Raw genomic sequence first — 22,551 nt, forward strand, 5'->3', positions numbered from 1 at the left:
AGGGGAGGGGCTCGGGGCGGGCGCGCGGCTCGGGCGCGTGGCTCGGGGGCGCGGCTCGGGCGGCCGGCTCAGGCGCGCAGCAGGATCGCGGACGTGGGGACGCCCTCACCGGCCGTCACCAGGCAGGTCGCGGCGTCCGGCACCTGGGCGGTGGAGGTGCCGCGGAGCTGCTTGACGCCCTCGTTGATCAGGTTGAACCCGTGCACGTAGGCCTCGCTCAGGCCGCCGCCCCCGGTGTTGATGGGGAGCCGGCCGCCGATCTCCAGCGCCCCGCCCTCGGTGAAGGCGGCGCCCTCGCCGCGCCCGCAGAAGCCGTAGCCCTCCAGGGAGAGCGGGATCAGCGGGGTGAAGGCGTCGTAGATCTGGGCGACGTCCACGTCGGCGGGCCCGAAGTCGGCCTGCTTCCACAGGTGCCGGGCGGCGGTCCAGGCGGGCCCGGACAGCGGGTCGTCGTTCCAGTAGTTGACCATCCCGTGGTGCTGGGAGGGCAGGCCCTGGGCGGCGGAGTGCACGTAGACGGGCTTGTGCCGGCAGTCGCGGGCCCGCTCGGCGGAGACGACCACGCAGGCCAGGGCCCCGTCGGTCTCCAGGCAGTTGTCGAAGAGGCAGAGCGGGTCGCTGATCATGCGGGAGGTCATGTACATCTCGCGGGTCAGCGGGCGTTCGTACATCATCGCGGCGGGGTTCTCGTTGGCGCGGTTGCGGCAGGCCATGGCGACGTTGAAGAGGTGGTCGCGGGTGGCGCCGTACTCGTGCATGTAGCGGCGGGCCAGCATGCCGATCTCGTCGGCGGGCCGCAGCAGCCCGAAGGGGCGGGTCCACTGGCCGGGGGTGGGCAGCTGGACGGCGGTGTTCTTCCAGGGGCGCGGGCCGGAGCCGCGCTTGCGGGAGCGCCAGGCGACGCCGACGGTGGCCTGGCCGGTGGCTATGGCGGCGGCGAGGTGGCCGACGGTGGCGCAGGAGCCTCCGCCGCCGTAGCCGACCTTGGAGAAGAAGGTGACGTCGCCGGCACCGATGGCCTTGGCGACCTCGACCTCGTCGGTCTCCTCCATCGTGTAGGAGGCGAAGGCGTCGACCTCGCCGGGGGCGATGCCCGCGTCGGCGAGCGCGGCGAGGATCGCCCGGCAGGCCAGTTCCTTCTCCGAGGCGGGTAGCCGCTTGGCAAAGGGGGTCTGGCCGATGCCGACGATTGCCGTAGCGTCCTTGAGCGTTGCCGCCATCGCCACCTCCGGGGTGCGTCGGTACTGCTGACAGCCGCGAAGGCTACAGCTAATCTGACGGATAGTCAGCTACCGGGATCCGGCGGAGGGGGCGGTTTCGATGGACCGAGGCGGCGACGACGAACACACGGGCACGAACGGCTCCGCACCCCCGGCCGGCGTGACCGCGGCCGGCGTGACCGCGGCTGGTGCGACCGGGGGCGGTGCGACCGGGGGCGGTGTGCCCCCGGCCGACGAGGCCCCGGCCGGTGTGGCCGGTGGCGACGGGCTCGCCCGCGGCGTGCGCCCCGACGGGGAGGGGGGCGCCGGCGAGGCGGCCGCCGGTGGGTTCGCCGGCGGGTTCGCCGGTGGGGGCGCGGGCTCCGGTGGGGGCGGTCCCGCCGATCCGCGCGGCGACCTGCGCTGGGGGACCGTCGCCGCCCTCGTGCGGGACGCCGCCCGCCGCCACGCCCGCCGGGAGGCCGTCGTCGACGGCCGCACCCGCCTCGACTACGCCCAGCTCGGCGAACGCGTCGAACGGGCCGCCGCCGCCTGCATCGCCGCCGGCCTCGAACCCGGCGACCGGGTCGCCGTCTGGGCCCCCAACACCGTCGACTGGATCGTCTCCGCCCTCGGCGCCGTCACCGCCGGCGCGGTCCTCGTCCCCCTCAACACCCGCTTCAAGGGCGCCGAGGCCGCCTACGTCCTCCGGCGCAGCCGCGCCCGCCTGCTGTTCGTCACCGGCACCTTCCTCGGCACCTCCTACGTGGCCTCACTGCGCCGCGCCGCCGCCGAAGGCACCGGCAGCGGGCCGCTGCCCGGCCTGCCCCACCTCGAACAGGTCGTCGTCCTCGCCGACGACGCCCCCGCCGACTTCCGCACCTGGAAGGACTTCCTCGCCGCAGGCGACGACGTGCCGGCCGCCGCCGTCCGCGCCCGCGCCGACGCGATAGCCCCCGACGCCCCCTCCGACATCATCTTCACCTCCGGCACCACCGGCAGCCCCAAGGGCGCCGTCATCACCCACGCCCAGACCCTGCGCTGCTACGCCGTCTGGAGCGAGCTCGCCGGACTGCGCGAGGGCGACCGCTACCTCATCGTGAACCCCTTCTTCCACACCTTCGGCTACAAGGCCGGGATCATCGCCTGCCTGATGCGCGGGGCCACGATGGTCCCCCAGCCCGTCTTCAACGTGGACACCGTCCTCGCCAACATCGCCGCCGAGCGGATCTCCGTCCTCCCCGGCCCGCCCACCCTCCACCAGTCCCTCCTGGACCACCCCCAGCGCGACCACCACGACCTCTCCGCCCTGCGGCTGGTCGTCACCGGGGCCGCCGTCGTCCCCCTCCAGCTCGTCGAACGGCTCCGCGCCGAACTCCGCATCGCCACCGTCCTCACCGCCTACGGCCTCTCCGAGGCGGCCGGCATCGTCACCATGTGCCGCCGCGGCGACCCGGCCGAGGTCATCGCCGCCACCTCCGGCCGCGCCATCCCCGGCACCGAGCTGCGCATCACCGGCCCCGACGGCACCGCCCAGGACCCGGGCACCCCCGGCGAGGTCTGGGTCCGCGGCCACCACGTGATGCGCGGCTACTTCGAGGACCCCGAAGGCACCGCCCGCACCCTCACCCCCGAGGGCTGGCTGCGCACCGGCGACGTCGGCGTCCTCGACGGCGGCGGCAACCTGCGCATCACCGACCGGATCAAGGACATGTTCATCGTCGGCGGCTTCAACGCCTACCCCGCCGAGATCGAGCAACTCCTCGGGCTCCACCCGGACATCGCCGACGTCGCCGTCGTCGGCATCCCCGACCCCCGGCTCGGCGAGGTCGGCAAGGCCTATGCCGTCCGCCGCCCCGGCTCCACCCTCACCGCCGACGACCTGATCGCCTGGTCGCGCCGCGAGATGGCCAACTACAAGGTGCCGCGCGAGGTGGAGTTCGTCCCCGACCTGCCGCGCAACGCGAGCGGCAAGGTACTCAAGACGGAACTCCGCGCCCGCCGCTGACCCCCGGACGGCCACGACGTCCCCGGCCCGCCCCCGGACACCGCCCCGCGCCGGCGTACGTCAAGCGACCGCCCGCAGGCCGGCCGTGCGCGGGGCGGCGGCGCCCGCGTACGCCAGGTCGGCGCGGGCGGCGCACTCGTGGGCCGCCAGGTCGCGGCCCAGCGGGGACAGGGCCGCGGCGAACAGGAGGGCGCCCAGCGGGATCAGGTCCAGGCTGACGGCCATCACCGCCGTGCCCAGCAGCACCGCCACCGGACGCCACACCCCGGTCCGGCGCTGCACGGCCAGCTGCGTCACGAGCCACAGCAGGCCCACGTAGAACAGCATCGGCCCCACCGAGTAGACGACCGGCTCCACACCCGGCCGGCCCTGGACCTCCTCGAACAGCCGGTCCATGCCCGCCCGGTCGGTGGCCTGGAAGCCGACCACCAGGTCGATGCCCGCCTGCGCCACGGCCGCCACCGCCCCCGCCAGCCCGAGCCCGGTCGCCACACCGGCGCCCGCCCGGCCCGCGCGTCCGGCGGGTACCGCCAGGCGCCGCAGCCCGAGGAACACCGCGCCGAACAGCACCAGCCCGGCCGCCAGGAAGACGTGCCCGACGGTCCAGGCGGGACCCGGCCCGTGGCCCGGGTCGGCCAGCCGGACCACTCCGTACACCAGCACGCACAGCGGCGCGAAGACGAAAGCCGCCCGGACGAACCCGGCCCACCGGGGCCCCCACGGCCGCCGGCCCCCGCCGGCCCGTCCCGAAATCCCGTACACAAAAGCTTCGTTGGTCATACCGCGATCCTCCCCGCCCCCCGCGCCGCCCCGGATCCGGCATCACCCCCACCCGAACCCCAACCTCACCCGGACACCACCCCCACCCGGACCCCACCCCACCCCCCACCCCGAGGCGATCCCGACGCGCCCCCGTGTCGTGCGCAGGGTGGATGTCAGCGGGATACGCAGGGTTATGACAGTGGGATCGCAGAGTCCGTGTCAGTAGGCGGCGAGGTCTCCGAGGGCGTGGTGCTGGCCGGCGTCGGTGGGGTCGATGTGTGAGCGGGCGTGCCCATCTCTGATCACAGGCGTGGGTGGGGAGCCGTCGTCAACGGTGGCGCGCAAGCTGCCCTGACGTGCACCGGCCCGGCCCCGAGACCGGGGCCGGGCCGGTGCGCTCCGACGAGAGCTGTGGGTGTCAGCGCAGGGTGAACGGTGCCACGTGTGTCGTGGTGTCAGCTCCGCTGATGGTGAACTGCAGGTTGTAGCTGCCGTCCGCCAGCCCCCGGGTGGGGAGGTTGACGATGTAGCCGCGAAGTTGCGCGTCATACCGGAAAGGGGTCGTGAACGGCACGGTGGTGGGACCGACGATTTGGCTGGGTGTGAGGGTGATGCCAGGGCTGGACAGGTTGGCGCCGTTGACGTCGCAAATCCGGAGCCTGATCGGGACCGTGCTGTTCCCGCCGCGGATCGGCCGGTTCGGGTCGTAGAGCAGGCAGATCCGGTACGCAACGGTGTACGTGACGCTCTTGGTGGCCGGGTTGGCGGCGACGTCCGTGGCGTTCACGGTGAAGGTGTGCGAGCCGAACGTCGAGGTGTCGATCTGGCTGCCGTTCGGGACTGTACCGACGCAGCTCGCCACACCAGAGGTGGCGTCCGCGCACGCGTAGGACGCCGTGACCGACTGGTGGAACAGGTATGTGGCGGCCGTCGGGCGCACGATGTTGATCGTCGGCGCCGCGGTGTCCAGGCGCACCGTGATCGTCTGGGGCGCGGACGTGTTCCCGGCGTTGTCGGTGGCGGTGAAGGTCACCGTCGTCACGCCGTCCACCGTGATCGGCACGGCGGCGCTCGCGCCGGGCACGTCGGTGGATGCGACCGGCTGGGCGCCGCTCGCGCTGTAGGTGATCTTCTGGATGCCGGAGCCGCAGGATCCGTCACTACCACTGATGTCGACCGTCGCCGGGCTGCTGTTGTTCCAGCCGGCGCCGTTCGGCGACGGCGAGACGCTCGCGGAGGCCGTCGGCGGGGACGTGTCCGCGTCGTATGTGAACCTACCGGCGGCGGTGACCGGGCTGGTGCCGTTGGCGTTGGTCACCGTGACGTCCACCGTGCCCCGCGCCTGCGGGGGCACGTCCGCGGTCAATTCCTCGGGTCCGGTCACGTGCGCGAACGGGGCCTCCACCGAGCCGAACCTGACGGTGGCGCCGCTCGTGGGGAATTCCGTACCGCGCACGGTCACGGTGTTCACGCATTGGGCGAGTTCGGGCGCGTGGTTCGGGGTGACGCTCGTGACGGTCGGCGGGGACAGCGTGACACGGTCCATCGCGGTGCCCCAGTCACCGCCGAAGATCCCGGTGTTGGCGATGGCGCCGATCTGCTGGACGGTCCAGACGTCCTTGGGATTGCTGGGGTCCCGGGCGGTGCCGGAGTAGTCGCCCCAGCGCAGGTCGGTGCCGCAGTTGCACGAGTAGGCCTGGGTGCCTGCTGCGTAGAAGTCGCCGAAGGTCCTGGCGGGGAAGTTGCCGCCCGGGACGGCGATTGCCACTCCGGTGGGGAACCTGCTGGGTGAGGAGGCGGTGAATCCGGAGAACAGGTCGTCCTCGTCGTTCAGGGCCACCGAACCGTAGTAGAGGTATCCACCCACGAGGCCGAGGTTGATGTTGGTCGCGAGGGTCTGGGTCGCGCCGGTCGCGACCTGGACGTAGCGGAGGCAGGAGCGGTCCCCGGTGTCGCCGGTGGGAGTGCACTGGACGTTGAAGACGCCCCAAAGGTGGTTGTTCTGCCACGCGACCGAGAGCATCCGGTCGTCGTTCGTCGCGACGGTGGCGTCGCCCCCGGGTGGCTGAGCCGCGCATCCCCTGTCGCCGCCGCACTTCGGCGGCGGGGCCGTGCTTCCGATGGCGATGGTGTTCTCGGTCTGGGTGACTGTGCTGACGCCAGGCACGCCGGTGAACGTGTGCACCACCACGTTGGTGGGGTCACGCGGGTCGTGCTCCATCGCGAGCTGGTCGTTGATCCCCGACAGCGAGGTGGCCGGGACGATCTGGAACCTGCCGGTGTCCTGGCCGAATGTCGTGAAGCTGACCGTGCCTCGGGCCAGCAGGTCGGCCTTGTTGGCGACCACGGTCACCGCGCCCAGGTACGAATCCGGATCCGTCTCGGGTTTTGTGAGGTCGTAGTTGTTCCAGCTCAGTGTGACCTTGTCGTTGCTGTAGCCGAGCTTCGGCTGGTCCTGCCGGATGTTGGAGGTGTTGCTCCCGGCGATGTAAACGCTCCAGTGCCCGCGAGGGTCGGAGCTGTCGCTGACCGCGACGTCGTTTTCGTCGCCGCCAGCCAGGACTCCCTCGTACGCGGCGAAGAAACGACCGGACCCCGCGTCGTAATGCACCCGCGGATCCCCGCCCGTGCCCGCCGCGAAGCCGAAGAAGGCACCCAGGTCGAAGGGCGCACCGACGGCGTTGCCGGCCTTGTCGTAGACCTGGCCCGAGCGGTTCACGAACTGCACGATGTAGGTGGGGCCGACTGCAAGCTGAGTGTCAGACGGAGGGACGGAGTCCACGTTACCGAGCGTGCTGAAGGTCTTCAGCTGCTGGATGACGGCCGTGGACGGCGCCGCCTTCGGGGATGCGCCGGTCTTCGGCGTCAGGGTCGCGGTGGTGACCGGCAGAGTCGGCTGCCTCATCGGTCCCACCGGCGCCGGGCCCTTCGGAGGGGCGAGGTAGGGCTGCCCCTGCGGCTCGGGGAGGCGCTTCGGCCGGGGCAGAGTGCGCACGTCCACGCGCTGCTTCACCTTGACCCTCGACAGCTTCCCCTCACCGTCCGCCCGCGACGGGCTGCCGGCCGTGGGGGGAATGCCGGGACGCGGCTCGGCCGCCGCCCCGCCGGCGGGTGCGGTCACCGTGAGCGTCACAGCAAGTGTGAGGAGCAGGGCGCGCGGCCAGCCGCGTACGGCGCGCATCACACATCGGTTCACTCGGAGAGGTCGTCTCGACGACACAAGATCCCCCCTTCAGCCCTGGCCCAAAGTGCGGTCCCGCCAGCGGATCGGCAGCGGGCGGTCGTTGTCCTGCAGTAGCCGGTGATCACGGGTGTTTGTCTAGCGCAAGAACCACGGTGCCGGTTCCCGCTCGTAGTGCGGCGTGCCGACGCGTCCCCCTCACGGACCATGCCGGGCTGAGCACCGGACAGGCAGGACATCAGCCGCTTCGCGCCACCAGGTCACACTTCGCGCGCTACGGCACAGCACTGACGGAACCCAGCGCCGCACTGACATCTACTCTGCGCACGACACCCCGGCCGGCCCTGCCCCCGCCGGCGGGCGGGTTAGCCTGCACGGGTGAACGTGCACCGAGCAGTCGTCCGATTCCGTCGGTCCGCCCGGGCGCGGGCCTGGGCTGCCGGTGGGGCGGTCGCCGCCCTGGCGGCCGTCGCCGTGACCGCCCTGCTGCCCGGACCGCCCGCCGCACCCGACGACGACTCCCCGGCGGACGGCCCCGGGCACAAACCCGGACTGACCGCCGCCGTCTCGGCCCCCTTCAACGCGTTCACCGAGGGCTACGACTGCTACCGCACCCCCACCCTCACCACCACCAAGGACGGCACCCTCCTGGCCATCGCCGAAGCCCGCACCACCGGCTGCGGCGACATCGGCGACATCGACCTCGTCCTCAAGCGCTCCACCGACGAGGGCCGCACCTGGGGCCCCCTGCAGATCATCCGCGGCGCCGGCGACCCCGGCGCCTACGGCAACCCGGCCCCCGTCGTCGATGCCGCCTCCGGCCGCATCTCCCTCCTCTACGCCTACAGCACCTGGACCACCGACCCCGACGGCAACCGCGTCCGCGGCCCCCGCGAACTGCGCCTGGCCCACAGCACCGACGACGGCGCCGACTGGACCACCGACCCCGAACCGCAGCCCCAGCTCAAGGGCGCCGACTGGTCCTGGGTCTCCGTCGGCCCCGGCCACGGAGTCCAGCTCACCCCCACCCGCGCCGACCAGCCCGGCCGCCTCGTCGTCAGCGCCGACTACCGCACCGAATCCGGCGAATCCGGCGCCCAGCTCCTCTACAGCGACGACGGCGGCCTCAGCTGGAAGCCCGGCGCCCGGTGGGGCGCCCCCGAAGGCCGCCCCGCCCCCAACGAGCCCGCCCTCACCCAGCTCCCCGACGGCCGGATCTACGTCAACGCCCGCTCCACCGCCACCTGCGGCACCGCCGACCACCGCATGTCCGCCGTCATCGACGACGCCTCAGCGCCCGAGTTCCCCGCGCCCGGCTTCGTCCCCGTCGCCGGCCTCCCCGCCCCGCCCGCCTCCGGATCCGTACTCCAGCTCCCCGGCGGCCCGCTGCTGCTGTCGGCCCCCAGCCGCCCCGGCGCCGAATCCGCCGACCGCTGGACCCTCGCCGTCCGCACCTCCCGGGACGAGGGCCGCACCTGGTCCACGGACGGCGCCGTCGTGCTGCGCGAACGCGCCGGCTACTCCGACATGACGGCACTGCCCGGCGGCCGCGTCGGCCTGCTCTACGAGACCGCCAACGGCACCCCGCACGGCTACATCAAGTTCACCGCCTTCGGCCCCCAAGAGCTCCGGGCCGCCGCCGAGGACCTCACCCCCCGCCGCACCACCGACACCACCCCCTACGGCAACCACGCCGTCGTCCACGGCGCCCCGCGCCTCGGCAACCGGCCCGGCGGCGGCAAGGCCATGCGCTTCGACGGCAAGGACGACTTCCTCCGCCTGATCGACTGCCCCGACGAACTGCGCGTCGGCGCGGACGACTTCGCGGTCGCCACCTGGGTCAAGTACAAGACCCGTGGCCAGGACAAGGAGAGCGGCGTCCGCCAGCCCCTCTTCTGGGCCTACGGCCAGGGCCCCGCAGCCCCCCAGATCCGCATCGAGGCCGACCCCGCCACCGGCCGCCTCGAAGGCACCGTCAACTCCGGAACCGGCCCCGTGGCGGTGACCTCCCGCTCCCGCACCGACGACGACACCTGGCACCACGTCGTCCTCCAGCGCAGCGCCGGCCGTCTCGAACTCTCCGTGGACGGCGCCCCACCCGCCACCGCCCCCACCGGCCCCGCGGGCGACCTCCGCCCCACCGGCCCCTTCACCATCCACCTCGGCACCCAGCCCGACTACAAGGCTTTCTACGCCGGAGCCCTGGACGACGTCCGCCTCTACGGCCGCGCCCTGTCCCGCAACGACATGGCCCGCCTCCGCGACGGCAACGACGTCACCGACCAGGAACGCGTCCACCTCCCCTTCGACCGCATCTGGTGACGCCCCTGCTCCTAGGGCTTGCGCGCCAGCAGCAGACGCCACCTCGGGCTGCCGTCCTCGCGGTGGCCGAAGGGGGAGAGCGGGACCGTCTCCACGGTGAAGCCGGCCGCCTGCAGGTCAGTGCGGACCGGGCCGAACGGGAAGGTGCGGTAGTACATGACGAAGGGCGGCCGCCACACCGCGTTGCGGACGCGCATCACCGAGTCGAAGCCGGCCACCATCCACCACAGGGGCGAGGTCACCGGGACCGGGGCGCCGACCGGGAAGGCGAACACCCCGCCGGGGCGCAGGGCACGGTGGACCCCGCCGAAGAGGGCGGGGCGCTCGGCCGGGAGGAAGTGGCCGAAGGCGCCGAAGCTGACGGCGAGGTCGTACGAGTTCCAGAGCCGCTCGGGCAGGGCCAGCGCGTCGGCCCGTACGAGGTCCACGCCCTCGGGGTGGGCCCGGGCGGCCTCCGCCAGCATCCCGGCGCTGAGGTCGACCCCGGTGACCCGGTCCCGGCAGAGGCGGCGCAGCATTCCCAGGCCGGCGCCGGTGCCGCAGCAGAGGTCCAGGCCGGACCCGAAGCCGCCCTCCTGCTGGGCCAGGGCCTCCTCGACGGCGTCGAGCATCCGGTCCGGGGTGCGGAACGGCGTCCGGTCGAACTTGGGCGCGAGCAGGTCGTAGCCCCGCTCGACGGAGGAGAGGGCCTGGACGGCCAGTTCGCGCAGGCTCGGGCCGTGGGTGGTGAACACGGGTTCAGCGTAGTGCCGGACACGCGGGTACGCGGCGGCCGCGGTGGTCCCCCTCCGGCCACCGCGGCCACCGCTCCCCCGTACGTTCCGTACGTTCCCCCGTGCGGGCTCGCCCGGATTCCCCCGAATCCCCCGTGGGCTCGCCCGCCCGTTCCCCCGTACGCCGTGCTCCTTGCCGGTGGCGCATCCCCCCGGGTGCAGCCCCCGTCGTGCATCCCCCGTTGTGCATCCCGCGCGGTGCCGCCCCCCCCGTGATGCGGCCGCGCGGGCGCTTCCCCCGTGGTGCTTCCCCCGTGGTGCTTCCCCCGTGGTTCCCCCGTGGTTCCCCCGTACGTCCTCGGGCGGTCCCCCCGTACGTCCCCCGTACGACCGCCCAAAGTCCCCCGTACGTCTCCCCCGTGGGTCCCCCGTCCCCCTACGTCCGTCCTGCCGTGGTCCCCGGTCCCTTACGGGCGGGGGCCGGACGCGTGGTTGTCCATCGACACGATGTCGAGGTCCGAGGCGTGGTTGTCCAGCGGCTTCTCGCCGGGCTTGGCCACGGCCGGCGGTTCGGCCGGCGGGGCGTCCAACGGGTTGACGTCGGCGCCCGAGGCGTGGTTGTCGAGCGGTCTGATGTCGCCGTCGAGCGGCAGGATGTTCTCGTTCGTCGCCATCGACTCTCTCCTGATCTCGTGTGGTGCCCGGTGGTTGTCGGGCCCGTTCGGCGATTCCCCCGTGGACCGCCGAACGGGTTGTCCTCCATCCGGCCCGGGTGCCCCCCGACGCCCCGGGTCGTTGCACTCATCCTGCCGCGCGGCGATAAACGAACGATGAACGCGGTCGTCCATCGAGCAGGACTCCAGGTCAGACGCTCAGGCGGCCAGTTCGGACGCCAGCAGGGCCTGTACTTCGGCCAGTTCCGCCGAACCGAGTTGCAGGAACACCGCCTCCGCGTCCCGCCAGCAGGCGCGCGCCCGGTCGGGCTGGCCGAGCCGCCGCAGCGCCTTGCCGAGGACCGTCAGGACCGTCGCCCGGCGCCACTCCCCGCCGATGCCGCGCAGCGCGATGGCCTGTTCGGCGTGCTTGGCGGCCAGGGCGGGCCGCTGGGCGGCCAGGTGGGCCTCGGCGAGCCGGAAGTGCGTCACGCCCTCCCACAGCGGCTGCCGGTTGTCGTGGAACAGCGACAGGGCCTCGCCGAGCTGGTCCAGTGCCTCCGCGAGCCGCCCGGCCTGGGTGAGCGCGATGCCCAGGGCGTAGCGGCCGTTGGCCAGGCGCAGGGTCAGGCCCATCCGGTCGTATATGGCGATGCCCTGCTGGGCGAGGTCGATGGCGCTGGACATCCGGCCCAGGACCACGTGGATGCGGGAGAGGTTGCACAGGGCGCTGGCCTCGCCGATGAAGTTGCCGTCGGCCCGGAAGTTCTCGATGGCCTCCAGCAGGAAGCGTTCGCCGTCCTCGTGCCGCTTCTGGTAGAGGGCGATGATCCCGCGGTCGTTGGGCGCCCAGCAGCTGGGCAGCGGGTCGCCGGCCAGGCGGGCCAGCTCCATGGCCTGGCGGGCCTGTTCGTCGGCCTCCGCGAAGCGGCCCACGAAGAGGTGGACCATGGTGAGGGTGGTCCGTGCGCGGCCCTCGGTGCGCGGGTCCTGTGCGGCGCGGGCGGCCTCGCACACGGTCAGCGCCGCCGACTCGTACTGCTTGGAGTTGGCGCCGGACTCGGAGAGGTCCTTGGCCGCCCATAGCAGGTCCACGGCCCGGCGCAGTGCCTGTGGCCGTCCGGCGGACTGGCGTACGCAGGCCAGCAGCGGGTCGGCCTCGGCGAACAGCCAGTCCAGGGCGGCGCGGGGTTCGGTGAGGACGAGGCCGGGGTGGCGGGTCTCGGAGAGGTGGGCGGGCAGCCGGTCGCCGGGCCGCTCCAGGGCGTACACGCGGGAGGCGGTGGCGAGGTAGAAGTCGAGGAGCCGGTCGAGGGCGGCCTCGCGCCCGCCGTCGGGCCGCTCGTCGCGTTCGGCGCACGCACGCGCGTAGAGGCGTACGAGGTCGTGGAAGCGGTAGCGGCCGGGGGCGGCGGATTCCAGCAGGGAGCAGTCGACTAAGGCCTCCAGGAGGTCCTCGGTGTCGTGCTCGGGCAGGTCGAGGGCGGCGGCCGCGGCGGGCAGGGAGATGTCGGGGCCGTCGGCGAGGCCCAGGAGGCGGAAGGCGCGCTGCTGGGCGGGTTCCAGCTGGCCGTAGCCGAGCTCGAAGGTGGCCTTGACGGCGAGGTCGCCGGACTGGAGTTCATCGAGGCGGCGGCGTTCGTCGGCGAGTTTGGCGGCGAGGACGGAGACGGTCCAGGTGCGGCGGGCGGCGAGCCGGGAGGCGGCGATGCGGATGGCCAGCGGCAGGAACCCGCAGGCGCCGACGACGTCGAGGGCGGCCTGGCGTTCGGCGCCGACGCGTTCGGCGCCGACGATGCGGGTGAACAGCTGCAGGGCCTCCTCGGGGCTCATCACGTCGAGGTCGACGAGATGGGCGCCGGCGAGGCCCGACATCCGGACCCGGCTGGTGACGAGGGCCGCGCAGCCCGCGGTGCCCGGCAGGAGCGGGCGGACCTGGGCGGCGTCGCGGGCGTTGTCGAGGAGGACCAGGACGCGGCGGCCGTCGAGGGTGGAGCGGTAGAGGGCGGCCCGGTCGGCGGCGGAGTCGGGTATGGCGCTGTCGGGGGTGCCCAGGGCCCGCAGGAAGGAGCCGAGGACGGCTTCGGGGAGGGCGGGGCGCGGTTCGGTGCCCTGGAGGTCCACGTAGAGCTGGCCGTCGGGGAAGTGCGGGCGGGCGGCGTGCGCGACGTGTACGGCGAGGGTGGTCTTGCCGACGCCGCCGATGCCGGCCAGTGCGGAGACGGCCATGACCTGCCCGTCGCCGCCGGAGAGGATGTCGCCGAGTTCGCTGACGAAGGGGGCCCGTCCGGTGAAGTCGGGCACGGTGGCGGGGAGTTGGGCGGGTCGCACGGGTGCGGGGGCGGCGGCCGGGGCGGGGTCCTCGGTGCGGGCCAGTTCGGCGTCCGCGTTGAGGATGCGCTGCTGGAGGGCGGAGAGCTCGGGCCGCGGGTCCACGCCGAGTTCGTCGGCGAGGAGCCGGCGGGTGTCGGCGTACACGGCAAGGGCCTCGGCCTGGCGGCCGCTGCGGTAGAGGGCGAGCATCAGGAGCTCGCGCAGCCGCTCGCGCAGCGGGTGGGCGGCGGTGAGGGCGGTGAGCTCGGAGACGGCCTCGGCGTGCTGGCCGACCTCCAGGTCGAGGTCGAGGCGGGTCTCCAGCAGCTGGAAGCGCCATTCGGTGAGCCGGGTGCGCTCGGTCTCGGCGTGCGGTCCGGGGACCCCGGCGAGGGGTTCGCCGTCCCACAGGTCCAGGGCGCGGGCCAGCAGCGTACGGGCGAGGGCGCGGTCCCCGGCGGTGCGGGCCTGCTCGGCGTCGGAGGCGAGGCCGCGGGCGATGCCGAGGTCGAGGGACTCCTGGTGGCGCAGCCGGATGGCGTAGCCGCCGGCGTCGCTGACGAGCAGCCCGGGGTCGAGGATCTTGCGGAGCCGGGAGGCGTAGGTGCGGATGGTGGCGAGGGCCTGCTGCGGGGGGTCCTCGCCCCAGATGGCGTCGATCAGCTCGGGCGCGGTGGCGGTGCGGCCGTCGCGCAGGAGCAGTGCGGCGAGGAGGGCGCGCTGCTGGGGGCTGCCGGAGGGCAGGGCCTGGCTGCCGCGCCAGGCCCGGATGGGCCCGAGCACGGCGAAGCGGTTGTCCCCGGCGGCCGGTGCGGCGGCGGCCGCGGCGGCGGTTCCGGTCATCGGGGTGGTTGCGGCGGCTCGGGGCGCTGCGGTCGGCGCGGTGGTTCCGGTGGCTCCGGTGGCTCCGGTCGGGGCGGCCGCTGCGGTCGCTCGGGCCGCTGCGGTTCCGGTCGCCCGGGCCGCTGCGGTTGTTCGGGTGGCTCCTGCGGTTCCTGTGGCACCTACGGCTCCTGCGGTTCCTGTGGCACCTGCGGCTCCGGCTTTTGCCGCGGATCCGGGTGTTCCGGCCGCGCGGGACCCGCCGGGCGCACCGGGGGCCGCGGTCGTGCCGGGCGCGCCGGCCGTGCCGGGACCGTCGGAGACGCGCGGCTGGTGCGGGATGGCCGGTCCGCCGTCCATCTGTCCTCCCCCTGCCTTCCGTCGGTTCAAGGGCAAGTCTGCCTTGTGTTGAACGTACGCGTCAGCCCGCGGCGGAGCCATCCGCTCCTGGCCGGGGAACGACTGGTGCCCGAATAGCTGACGGTTCGTCAGATCGGCGCTACCGTAAGGGGTATGGAGACCTTCCCGAAGATCATCTCGGTGGACGACCACACGGTCGAACCCCCTCACGTCTGGCGGGACCGGCTCCCGTCCAGATATCGCGACACCGGACCACGGATCGTCCGCGCCCCCCTGAAGGAAATGACCTTCCTCGGCGGCAAGTTCGCCCCCGTCATGGGCGCGAAGGGCGACGAGGGCCCCGTGGGCGACTGGTGGGTGTACGAGGATCTGCACCGGCCGCTCACCCGCCTCGACACCGCCGTCGGGTACGACCGTGACGAGATCAAACTGGAAGTCATCACCTACGAGCAGATGCGCCCGGGCTCCTTCTCGGTTCCCGAGCGCCTTGCCGACATGGACGTCAACCACGTCCAGTCCGCCCTCTGCTTCCCCACCTTCCCCCGCTTCTGCGGCCAGACCTTCACCGAGGCCAAGGACCGCGAACTCGGCCTCCTGGGCGTCCGCGCGTACAACGACTGGATGGTGGAGGAGTGGTGCGGGCCCCAGGCCCGGGGGCGCCTCATCCCCCTGACCCTCATCCCGCTGTGGGACGCGCAGCTCGCCGCCGAGGAGGTGCGCCGCAACGCCGCGCGGGGGGTGCGCGCCGTCGCGTTCTCCGAGATACCGCCGCACCTGGGGCTCCCGTCCGTCCACACCGACGCGTGGGACCCCTTCCTCCAGGCCTGCGACGAGACCGGCACGGTCATCGCCATGCACATCGGTTCCTCCTCGCGCATGCCGTCCACCTCCGCCGACGCCCCGCCGGCCGTCGGCTCCACCATCACCTTCGCCAACTGCTGCTTCTCGATGGTCGACTGGCTGATGAGCGGCAAGTTCGAGCGCTTCCCCAACCTGAAGATCATGTACGCCGAGGGCCAGATCGGCTGGATCCCCTACATCCTGGAGCGCGCCAACGTGGTCTGGGAGGAGAACCGCGGCTGGGGCGGGGTCGCCGACAAGGTCCACCGGCCGCCGTCCGAGCTCTTCGCCGAGCACGTCTTCGGCTGCTTCTTCGACGACGCGTTCGGCCTGAAGAACCTCGACTCCATCGGCGTCGGCAACGTCCTCTACGAGACGGACTACCCGCACTCGGACTCCACCTGGCCCAAGTCGCGGGAGGTCGGCGAGGCCCAGATGGGCCACCTGGACCCCGAGGTGGTCGACCGCATCGTGCGCGGCAACGCCATCGACCTGCTGGGGCTCACCCCGGAGGGGCTCTGGGCGGGGGCCTGAGACGGCGGCAGGGGGGTGGGGAGCCCGGCCGCACCGGCTCCCCACCCCGCCTGCGGCTTCGGCGTCCGGCCCCGCCGGGCCCTCGCGCCTGCTCAGACGCCGGCGGTCGGCACGCGTCCGCCCGTCACCACCGGGCGGACGTGCGTCAGCAGCAGTTCCAGGAAGCGGTCCGGGCGGCGCAGTGCCGCGAAGTGGCTCGCGTCCTCGATCAGCGCGAAGGCCTTCACCGGTGCCTCCACCGCGTCGAAGTAGGCCCGGGCGCGGGCCGCCGGGGTGATCACGTCCAGGGCGCCCTGGAAGACGAAGAACGGCACCTCGAAGCGGGTCCCCTCGGCCCAGTCGTCGAAGCCGTGCGTGCCCGCCGTGACGGGCTGCGAGAAGCCCTGTCCCTTGAAGTAGGCGGCGATCCGGCCGGGGGAGTACAGCGGCGAGAGCCACATGGAGCCGAGGATCACCTTCTTCACGGTGTCGAGGGTGAGCGGGTCGCTGCCGGCGCACCGCTTGTCGTACGAGGACCGCTGCGCCGGGGTCCAGCGGCGCGGGTCCGGTCCCATCGCCTCGATCTCCGCCGCGTCCTTCTTCTTCCCGGCCGCCCGCAGCCGCTCCAGCGTGGCGTCGTAGGCGGAGGTGTCCCGCCCGGGCTCCAGGACGTTCTGGTCGGTGCCGACGTACGCCGAGAACAGCTCGGGGTGGCTGCGGGCCAGCCGGAGCCCGAACACGGTGCCGAAGGAGCTCGGCAGCAGCACCACCCGGTCGACGCCGAGGCGCTCCCGGACGTGGTGGACGACCTCCAGCGCGTCCGCGTACAGCCGCTCGAAGGACGGCTCGCCGCCCTGGCCCGAGGGGCCGCCGTGGGCGAAGGTCAGCCCGCTGCCGCGCATGTCCCAGCGGACCAGGGTGAAGTGCTCCTCCCAGGCCCGGGTGCGGGCCCCGTAGGGGGAGTTGGCCGCGCCGGGGCCGCCGTGGAGCTCCAGCAGCACCGGGTTGGCGCGGTCCTCGCCGCGCACCGAGATCCACTGGTCGATCCCGCCGATGCGGACGAAGCCCTGCTCGTCGATGCCGTTCGGCGTGTCGATGCGCATCAGGCGGGCGTTCGCGGACCGGCGCACGGCGCGGTGGGCGAAGAGGCCGGCGACGGGAGCGGCTAGCGCGGCGGCGGTGACGGCGGTGGTGATGATCCCGAGCATTACTGTTTCCCCCAGACGCTGTTTTGCTGACGAGGGGGAGACTACGGCAACGGCGCGGTTTGTAAAGGGGTTTGACGCGTCGGGGCCCGGCCGGCCCCAAGGGCCGCGATCCCGCCATCCCAGCGGCGCGCGAGGGCCGGACCTTGCACCCCGGGCCGTTGCCGGGGCATGCTTCGCCAGGGCAAAGCGGGAGGGATCATGGCGGTGGACAAGCGGTCCGTGGTGACGGCGGTGCTGTGTGCCGTGGCGGCACTGGGCGCCTCGGCGGCGGTCGCCGAACTCGTCCCGCCGCCCGAGGCGACCGCCCCCGTGCACGCCAAGTCGGCCGCCGCGCCCTCCGGCTCACCGAACGCCTCTTCGCGCCCGCAAGCGTCGAAGCCACAGCTGGGCAAGCCCCGCCAGACCCCCGCCGCGCCCAACCAGGCCAAGGCCGCCGCCTTCACCGGGGCCCTGTTCACCGGCAGCCTGGACGGCGACCACTTCTGCACCGCGACGGTGGTCCGCAGCCCCGGCAAGAACATGCTCGTCACCGCCGGGCACTGCCTCCTGGAAGGGCAGCAGTCCCGCGACGGGGGCGCCGTCTTCGCACCCGGGTACACGAACGGCGTCGCTCCGTACGGGGTCTGGAAGATAGAGCAGGTCTTCGAGGACAAGCGCTGGGCCGACGACACGGACGACGACTACGACCTCGCCTTCGCCCGCCTCGCCCCCGACGACAAGGGCCGCAACATCGAGGACCTCACCGGCGGCGCCGCCCTCGACACCAGCGGCCGCGCGGGCGAGGAGGTCACGGTGACGGGCTACCCCGCCGACCGCAAGGTCCCCCGCACCTGCACGGCGGTCTCCGTACGCACCAGCGAGCGCGAGCAGCGCTTCGATTGCGCCGACTTCCCCGGCGGAACCAGCGGCAGCGCCTGGCTCGGCCGCGACGGCAAGATCATCGGCATCCTGACGGGCGGCGACACGGACGACGTCTCCACGAGCACCATCCTCGGCGACTACGCCGCCCAGCTGTACGCAAAGGCCACCGCGCCCCAGCGGTGACGGGTCCGCGGGGCGGGGTAGCCGGGCGGTCCCGGCCGGCCTCCGGGCGGTCCCGGTGGGCCTCCGGGCGGCCCCGGCTGGTCCCGGGGCGTCCCCGTCGGCCCCAGAGCGTCCCGGGCGGTCCCGGCTGGTCCCGGGGCGTCCCGGGTGATGCCGCCAATTCCGGGGCGGTTCCGGCTGGTCCCGGGCCGATCCCCGGGTGACCTCGGCCGCCCCCAGGCATCCCCGGCCGGCCCCGGGCGGCGCACCCGTCCTCCCTCGGGCGGGGGAGGGCGCCTCCCTCCCGGGCGCGATGTCCGGCGGGTGGTTTCCGGCCAGGATCGGGGGCGACCCGACCGCCGCTCCCGGAGGAGACCACCGCCATGCACCGCACGCTCCTGCTGCGCCTCGCCGCACCCCTCGCCCTCGCCGCCGCCCTCACCGCCACGGCCTGCCTCCCGGCCTCGGCGACGGAGGCGCCCCCGGCGGCGGGGACGTCCTCGGTGGCGGAGGCGTACTCGGCCGTCCCCGCCGGCCCGGGCGTGCCCGCCGGACTTGGCGCCCCCGTCGGCCAGGGCGTCCGCGTCGGGCTGGCCGTCCCCGCCGGCTCGGGCGTCCCCGCCGGACCGGCCGCCCCCGCAGTGGGTGGGATCAGCGGGTGGGCGCGGATGGCCTACGGCGACCCCCGCGACGACGTCCAGATCTCCGTCGACGCCCACGGCCTGTTCGCCCCGGCGGGTTCCCCCACCGCCACCACCCGCTCCTGGGGGGTCTTCCGCATCCAGCACTACTCGCCCGCCAAGGACGGTCAGCCCGCGAACTTCAACTGGGGGGACTTCGTCGTCGACTGCCTGAGGGTGGACGGCACGGAGGTGTCCGTGACGGGCCGGATCGTCGACGCCGGCCCGGCGTGGGAGCCGTTCCTGAACCGCAGGCCCCTGCCGGCCCGCATGGGCCTCAGCTTTCACGTCCCCGGCCCGGGCGGCCGGCCCGACGAGGCGCGCGTCGGCCTCACGCCCCCGGCCGAGGAGGGCACCCCGGACATCCCGAAGTGCTCGACCCGGCCCGCCGACTCGGCCCTGGCGGCGGGCGGCTACCGGCTCCGACCCGGGCTCTAGTATGGGAACGTGCATTCGAATCCCGACGCCGGGCCTGCAGCTCCGGGGCCTCCGGCCCCGGGGGAGCGCCCGCCCCTCACTCCCGCCCTCACCGGTGACGAACTCGCCCGCTGGTACTGGACGCTGGCCGAGCTGACCGACCTGGCCCGGCGGCTCGGCGTACCCCGCGGCGGCGGCAAGGCCGCGCTCGGGGAACGGCTGCGGGCCGTGCTCGACGGCAAGCCGCTCCCCACCGCCGCCGCCCGCCGGCCCGCGGCCGTCCGGCAGCTGTCCGCGCCGGTGGACGGGGACTCCGTCATCCCCGAGGGACAGCGCTGCAGCCAGGTGCTGCGGGAGTACTTCCGGCGGGAGATCGGGCCGGGGTTCCACTTCGACGGGTACATGCGCGCCTACATCGCGGAGAACCCGGGCCGCACCCTGGCCGAAGCGGTCGCCCACTGGCACGCCACCCGGGCGGCGGCGGCCGGACCCCAGGAGATCGGCGCCCAGTTCGAGTTCAACCGCTTCCTGCGCGCCTGGCACGCGGACCATCCGGGCGGCACGAGGGACGAGGCCCTGGCGGCCTGGCACACCCACCGCTCCGCCCCGCGGAAACCGCCGGGGTCGGGCGGGTCCGCGGGGGCCATCGGCACCGCCCGTTCCGTCTGAAAATGCGTTGAGCCGTCCCCGCGGTGCGGCCGAGTATCGGGCCATGGGACATCTCGAAGCCTCGCACCTGGAGTACTACCTGCCCGACGGGAGGGTGCTGCTCGGCGACGCCTCGTTCAGAGTGGGCGAGGGGTCGGTGGCCGCGCTGGTCGGCGCCAACGGTGCGGGCAAGACCACGCTGCTGCGGCTGCTCTCGGGGGAGTTGCAGCCGCACGGCGGGACCGTCACCTCCAGCGGCGGCATCGGGGTCATGCACCAGTTCGTCGGCTCGGTGCGTGACGACCGCACGGTCCGCGACCTGCTGGTCTCGGTGTCGCAGCCGCGGATCCGGCAGGCCGCGGCCGCCGTGGACGCGGCCGAGCACCTGATCATGACGGTCGACGACGAGGCCGCGCAGCTGGCCTACGCCCAGGCGCTCAGCGACTGGGCCGAGGCCCGCGGGTACGAGGCCGAGACCGTCTGGGACATGTGCACGATGGCGGCCCTCGGCATGCCGTACGACCGGGCCCAGTTCCGGGAGGTGCGAACGCTGTCCGGCGGCGAGCAGAAACGGCTCGTGCTGGAAGCGCTGCTGCGCGGCCCGGACGAGGTGCTGCTGCTGGACGAGCCGGACAACTACCTCGACGTGCCCGGCAAGCGCTGGCTGGAGGAGCGGCTGCGGGAGACCCGCAAGACGGTGCTGTTCATCTCCCACGACCGGGAACTGCTGGCGCGGGCCGCGCAGCGCATCGTGGCGGTGGAACCCGGTCCCGCCGGCTCCGACGTGTGGGTGCACGGCGCGGGCTTCGGGACCTTCCACGCGGCACGGGAGGAGCGTTTCGCACGCTTCGACGAACTGCGGCGCCGCTGGGACGAGAAGCGGGCGCAGCTGAAACGGCTCGTGCAGGACCTGCGGCAGTACGCCGCCCGCAGCGACGAGATGGCCTCGCGCTACCAGGCGGCCAAGACCCGGCTGCGCAAGTTCGAGGAGATCGGCCCGCCGCCGGAGCCGCCGCGCAAGCAGGAGATCCGGATGCGCCTGCAGGGCGGCCGCACCGGCGTACGGGCCGTGGTCTGCGAGGAGCTGGAGCTGACCGGGCTGATGAAGCCGTTCTCGCTGGAGGTCTTCTACGGGGAGCGCGTCGCGGTCCTCGGCTCGAACGGCTCCGGCAAGTCGCACTTCCTGCGGCTCCTGGCGGGTGAGGACGTCCGGCACACGGGTGCGTGGAAGCTGGGCGCACGGGTGGTGCCGGGCCACTTCGCCCAGACGCACGCCCATCCCGAGCTGGTGGGACGCACCCTGGTGGACATCCTGTGGACCGAGCACGCCAAGGACCGGGGCGGGGCGATGTCGGCGCTGCGGAGGTACGAGCTGGAACGCCAGGGGGACCAGCCCTTCGACAAGCTGTCGGGCGGACAGCAGGCACGCTTCCAGATCCTGCTGCTGGAGCTGGCGGGGACCACCGCGCTGTTCCTCGACGAGCCGACGGACAACCTCGACCTGGAGTCCGCGGAGGCCCTGCAGGAGGGCCTGGAGGCGTACGAGGGCACGGTGCTGGCGGTGACGCACGACCGCTGGTTCGCCCGCTCCTTCGACCGCTACCTGGTGTTCGGCTCGGACGGGGTCGTCCGGGAGACCGCGGAACCGGTGTGGGACGAGCGGCGGGTCGAACGGGTGCGCTGAGGCCGGGCGGTGGAGGGCCGGCCGGCGGGGCTAGGTGACGAGGCCGAAGTGGACCGGTTCGGCGTGGGCGCCGGCGAGGAGGTCCGGCAGGCGCGGGGGCCAGAGGGGCTCGCCGAGGGTGGCGAGGCGCTCCGGTGAGAGCCACTGCCAGTGGATGCCGGGGTCCTCGAGGACGGGCTCCCGGCGGGGGCCGGTGGTGACGTAGATGTGCTCGTGCTGCCGGACGGGGATGCCCTCGTGGGTGAAGTCGTGCTCCCAGGTGCACAGCAGCCGCTGCGGCTCCAGGTCGGTCCACCCGGTCTCCTCGCGCAACTCCCGCCGCACGCACTCCTCGGGGGTCTCGCCGGGATCCATACCGCCGCCCGGCGGCAGCCAGTGGATGCCGACTTCGACGTTGTTCTCCCGGAACAGGAACACCGACCCGCTGGGGGAGAGGACGACAATGCGCGCTGCCTGACGCGGAGTTCTCATCATCGCAGGGTACGGCGGCGGGGCCGGGGGTGGGAGGGGTGGGACGGTGACTGCGGCTGGAGGGCGGTGGCTGCGGCTGGGGGTGGGCGGTGCCCCCTTCACCGGGGTCGGTGGGGTGTCGGGGGCTTCCCGCCAGTCCACTGTCCTTTCGTGCCGGTCCGGCCTGTCAAGGGCGCTCCTTCGTCGCGTCGCTCCGCGATCGCCTGCGGCGACCCTTGACAGACCGGCCCGTCCCGAAATGCCAAAGACTGTCGGAAAGCCCCCGAAGGAACGGCATGGTCCAACCTCAGGATCTGCGACACGGTCCGGAAATGCGACGGCCCGTTCCGCCCGGCAGACCGGCCATCCGGCCCCGCTGCGAAGCCATCCCCCCGGCCGGGCAGACGGCCGCCCCAGATCGCTACGCGCTCCTCCGGTTCCAGCGTCCGCCCGCCGTCAAGGGCTGATCCCCACACCTCATGCCAATGAGGACGTCATCGGGACCGGTGGGCGCCACAGATCGCTACGCGCTCCTCCCGTTTCGGCGTCCGACGGCCGTCCGGGGCCGATACCTGCACCTCATGCCCATCAGGACGTCATCGGGGCCGCCGGACGCCACAGATCGCTACGCGCTTCTCGAAGCTCGGCGGCTGGCCGACTTGGTGGGCTGATATCCGCACAAAGGGAGCAGTGGGGGATGGTGGGGACGTCAGGTGGCGGCAGGATTCCGGTTCTTGCCGGCTGGGGGTGGTCTC

15 protein-coding genes are annotated in these 22,551 nt (G+C 73.5%); 7 read left to right on the forward strand and 8 right to left on the reverse strand.

All coding sequences use genetic code 11. From position 1 onward, the window contains the following. Nucleotides 1-68: 68 nt before the first annotated feature. On the reverse strand, nucleotides 69-1,220 hold the full coding sequence (locus BX286_RS21305) for a lipid-transfer protein (RefSeq protein WP_079429189.1): 1,152 nt from the start codon (nucleotides 1,218-1,220) through the stop codon (nucleotides 69-71). A 100-nt stretch (nucleotides 1,221-1,320) separates the two neighbouring features. Between BX286_RS21305 and BX286_RS21310 the strand changes: the two genes are divergently transcribed. Beyond that, nucleotides 1,321-3,207, forward strand: coding sequence for a FadD3 family acyl-CoA ligase (locus tag BX286_RS21310; RefSeq protein WP_261993489.1), 1,887 nt, complete (start codon nucleotides 1,321-1,323; stop codon nucleotides 3,205-3,207). A 60-nt stretch (nucleotides 3,208-3,267) separates the two neighbouring features. On the opposite strand, the gene BX286_RS21315 is transcribed toward BX286_RS21310, so the two are convergent. Together BX286_RS21315 and BX286_RS21320 are read right to left on the reverse strand one after the other, a co-directional pair. Next, nucleotides 3,268-3,987 carry a hypothetical protein gene (locus BX286_RS21315; RefSeq protein ID WP_148710287.1) on the reverse strand — a complete coding sequence of 240 codons (720 nt, stop codon included), beginning with the start codon at nucleotides 3,985-3,987 and terminating at the stop codon, nucleotides 3,268-3,270. Between the two features lie 400 nt (nucleotides 3,988-4,387). Further along, nucleotides 4,388-7,150 (reverse strand): IPT/TIG domain-containing protein, encoded by a 2,763-nt coding sequence (locus tag BX286_RS21320; protein ID WP_121016011.1) that lies wholly within the window; start codon nucleotides 7,148-7,150, stop codon nucleotides 4,388-4,390. A 378-nt stretch (nucleotides 7,151-7,528) separates the two neighbouring features. On the opposite strand from BX286_RS21320, the gene BX286_RS21325 reads away from it, so the two are divergent. Beyond that, nucleotides 7,529-9,472 carry a sialidase family protein gene (locus BX286_RS21325; RefSeq protein ID WP_121016014.1) on the forward strand — a complete coding sequence of 648 codons (1,944 nt, stop codon included), beginning with the start codon at nucleotides 7,529-7,531 and terminating at the stop codon, nucleotides 9,470-9,472. A gap of 11 nt (nucleotides 9,473-9,483) precedes the next feature. Here BX286_RS21325 and BX286_RS21330 read toward each other — a convergent pair whose 3' ends face one another. From BX286_RS21330 to BX286_RS21340, 3 genes are all read right to left on the reverse strand, one after another. Beyond that, the gene (locus BX286_RS21330; protein WP_121016016.1) at nucleotides 9,484-10,206 is read right to left on the reverse strand and encodes a class I SAM-dependent methyltransferase; all 723 of its coding nucleotides are present in this window, start codon (nucleotides 10,204-10,206) and stop codon (nucleotides 9,484-9,486) included. Nucleotides 10,207-10,652: 446 nt separating this feature from the next. Continuing rightward, nucleotides 10,653-10,859 (reverse strand): hypothetical protein, encoded by a 207-nt coding sequence (locus BX286_RS21335; RefSeq protein WP_079429193.1) that lies wholly within the window; start codon nucleotides 10,857-10,859, stop codon nucleotides 10,653-10,655. A gap of 198 nt (nucleotides 10,860-11,057) precedes the next feature. Next, nucleotides 11,058-13,994 (reverse strand): BTAD domain-containing putative transcriptional regulator, encoded by a 2,937-nt coding sequence (locus tag BX286_RS21340; protein WP_079429194.1) that lies wholly within the window; start codon nucleotides 13,992-13,994, stop codon nucleotides 11,058-11,060. A gap of 492 nt (nucleotides 13,995-14,486) precedes the next feature. On the opposite strand from BX286_RS21340, the gene BX286_RS21345 reads away from it, so the two are divergent. Continuing rightward, the gene (locus BX286_RS21345) at nucleotides 14,487-15,707 is read left to right on the forward strand and encodes an amidohydrolase family protein (RefSeq protein ID WP_079429195.1); all 1,221 of its coding nucleotides are present in this window, start codon (nucleotides 14,487-14,489) and stop codon (nucleotides 15,705-15,707) included. Nucleotides 15,708-15,799: 92 nt separating this feature from the next. Here BX286_RS21345 and BX286_RS21350 read toward each other — a convergent pair whose 3' ends face one another. Continuing rightward, nucleotides 15,800-16,894, reverse strand: a complete 1,095-nt coding sequence (locus BX286_RS21350; protein ID WP_121016019.1) for an alpha/beta fold hydrolase — start codon at nucleotides 16,892-16,894, stop codon at nucleotides 15,800-15,802. Nucleotides 16,895-17,092: 198 nt separating this feature from the next. Here BX286_RS21350 and BX286_RS21355 point away from each other — a divergent pair, with 198 nt between their 5' ends. From BX286_RS21355 to BX286_RS21370, 4 genes are all read left to right on the forward strand, one after another. Then, the gene (locus BX286_RS21355; protein WP_261993490.1) at nucleotides 17,093-17,938 is read left to right on the forward strand and encodes a serine protease; all 846 of its coding nucleotides are present in this window, start codon (nucleotides 17,093-17,095) and stop codon (nucleotides 17,936-17,938) included. 362 nt (nucleotides 17,939-18,300) lie between these two features. After that, nucleotides 18,301-19,035, forward strand: a complete 735-nt coding sequence (locus tag BX286_RS21360; RefSeq protein ID WP_121016025.1) for a hypothetical protein — start codon at nucleotides 18,301-18,303, stop codon at nucleotides 19,033-19,035. Nucleotides 19,036-19,044: 9 nt separating this feature from the next. Next, nucleotides 19,045-19,683 (forward strand): DUF6434 domain-containing protein, encoded by a 639-nt coding sequence (locus BX286_RS21365; RefSeq protein ID WP_121016028.1) that lies wholly within the window; start codon nucleotides 19,045-19,047, stop codon nucleotides 19,681-19,683. Nucleotides 19,684-19,726: 43 nt separating this feature from the next. Continuing rightward, nucleotides 19,727-21,346 (forward strand): ATP-binding cassette domain-containing protein, encoded by a 1,620-nt coding sequence (locus BX286_RS21370; protein WP_079429200.1) that lies wholly within the window; start codon nucleotides 19,727-19,729, stop codon nucleotides 21,344-21,346. Nucleotides 21,347-21,376: 30 nt separating this feature from the next. Here the strand turns inward: BX286_RS21370 and BX286_RS21375 are convergent, their stop codons facing one another. Continuing rightward, a complete protein-coding gene (locus BX286_RS21375; protein ID WP_121017712.1) occupies nucleotides 21,377-21,817 on the reverse strand; it encodes an NUDIX hydrolase in 441 nt (146 codons plus the stop codon). Nucleotides 21,818-22,551 lie beyond the last annotated feature (734 nt).

This window comes from Streptomyces sp. 3211.6 (assembly GCF_003634815.1).
Lineage (GTDB): Bacteria > Actinomycetota > Actinomycetes > Streptomycetales > Streptomycetaceae > Streptomyces > Streptomyces katrae_A.

Coding starts and splice junctions, on each gene's coding strand:
- BX286_RS21305 (WP_079429189.1), bottom strand. CDS start 1,220: ATGGCGGCAACGCTCAAGGACGCTACGGCAATCGTCGGCATCGGCCAG.
- BX286_RS21310 (WP_261993489.1), top strand. CDS start 1,321: ATGGACCGAGGCGGCGACGACGAACACACGGGCACGAACGGCTCCGCA.
- BX286_RS21315 (WP_148710287.1), bottom strand. CDS start 3,987: ATGACCAACGAAGCTTTTGTGTACGGGATTTCGGGACGGGCCGGCGGG.
- BX286_RS21320 (WP_121016011.1), bottom strand. CDS start 7,150: ATGCGCGCCGTACGCGGCTGGCCGCGCGCCCTGCTCCTCACACTTGCT.
- BX286_RS21335 (WP_079429193.1), bottom strand. CDS start 10,859: ATGGCGACGAACGAGAACATCCTGCCGCTCGACGGCGACATCAGACCG.
- BX286_RS21340 (WP_079429194.1), bottom strand. CDS start 13,994: ATGACCGGAACCGCCGCCGCGGCCGCCGCCGCACCGGCCGCCGGGGAC.
- BX286_RS21345 (WP_079429195.1), top strand. CDS start 14,487: ATGGAGACCTTCCCGAAGATCATCTCGGTGGACGACCACACGGTCGAA.
- BX286_RS21350 (WP_121016019.1), bottom strand. CDS start 16,894: ATGCTCGGGATCATCACCACCGCCGTCACCGCCGCCGCGCTAGCCGCT.
- BX286_RS21355 (WP_261993490.1), top strand. CDS start 17,093: ATGGCGGTGGACAAGCGGTCCGTGGTGACGGCGGTGCTGTGTGCCGTG.
- BX286_RS21360 (WP_121016025.1), top strand. CDS start 18,301: ATGCACCGCACGCTCCTGCTGCGCCTCGCCGCACCCCTCGCCCTCGCC.
- BX286_RS21370 (WP_079429200.1), top strand. CDS start 19,727: ATGGGACATCTCGAAGCCTCGCACCTGGAGTACTACCTGCCCGACGGG.
- BX286_RS21375 (WP_121017712.1), bottom strand. CDS start 21,817: ATGAGAACTCCGCGTCAGGCAGCGCGCATTGTCGTCCTCTCCCCCAGC.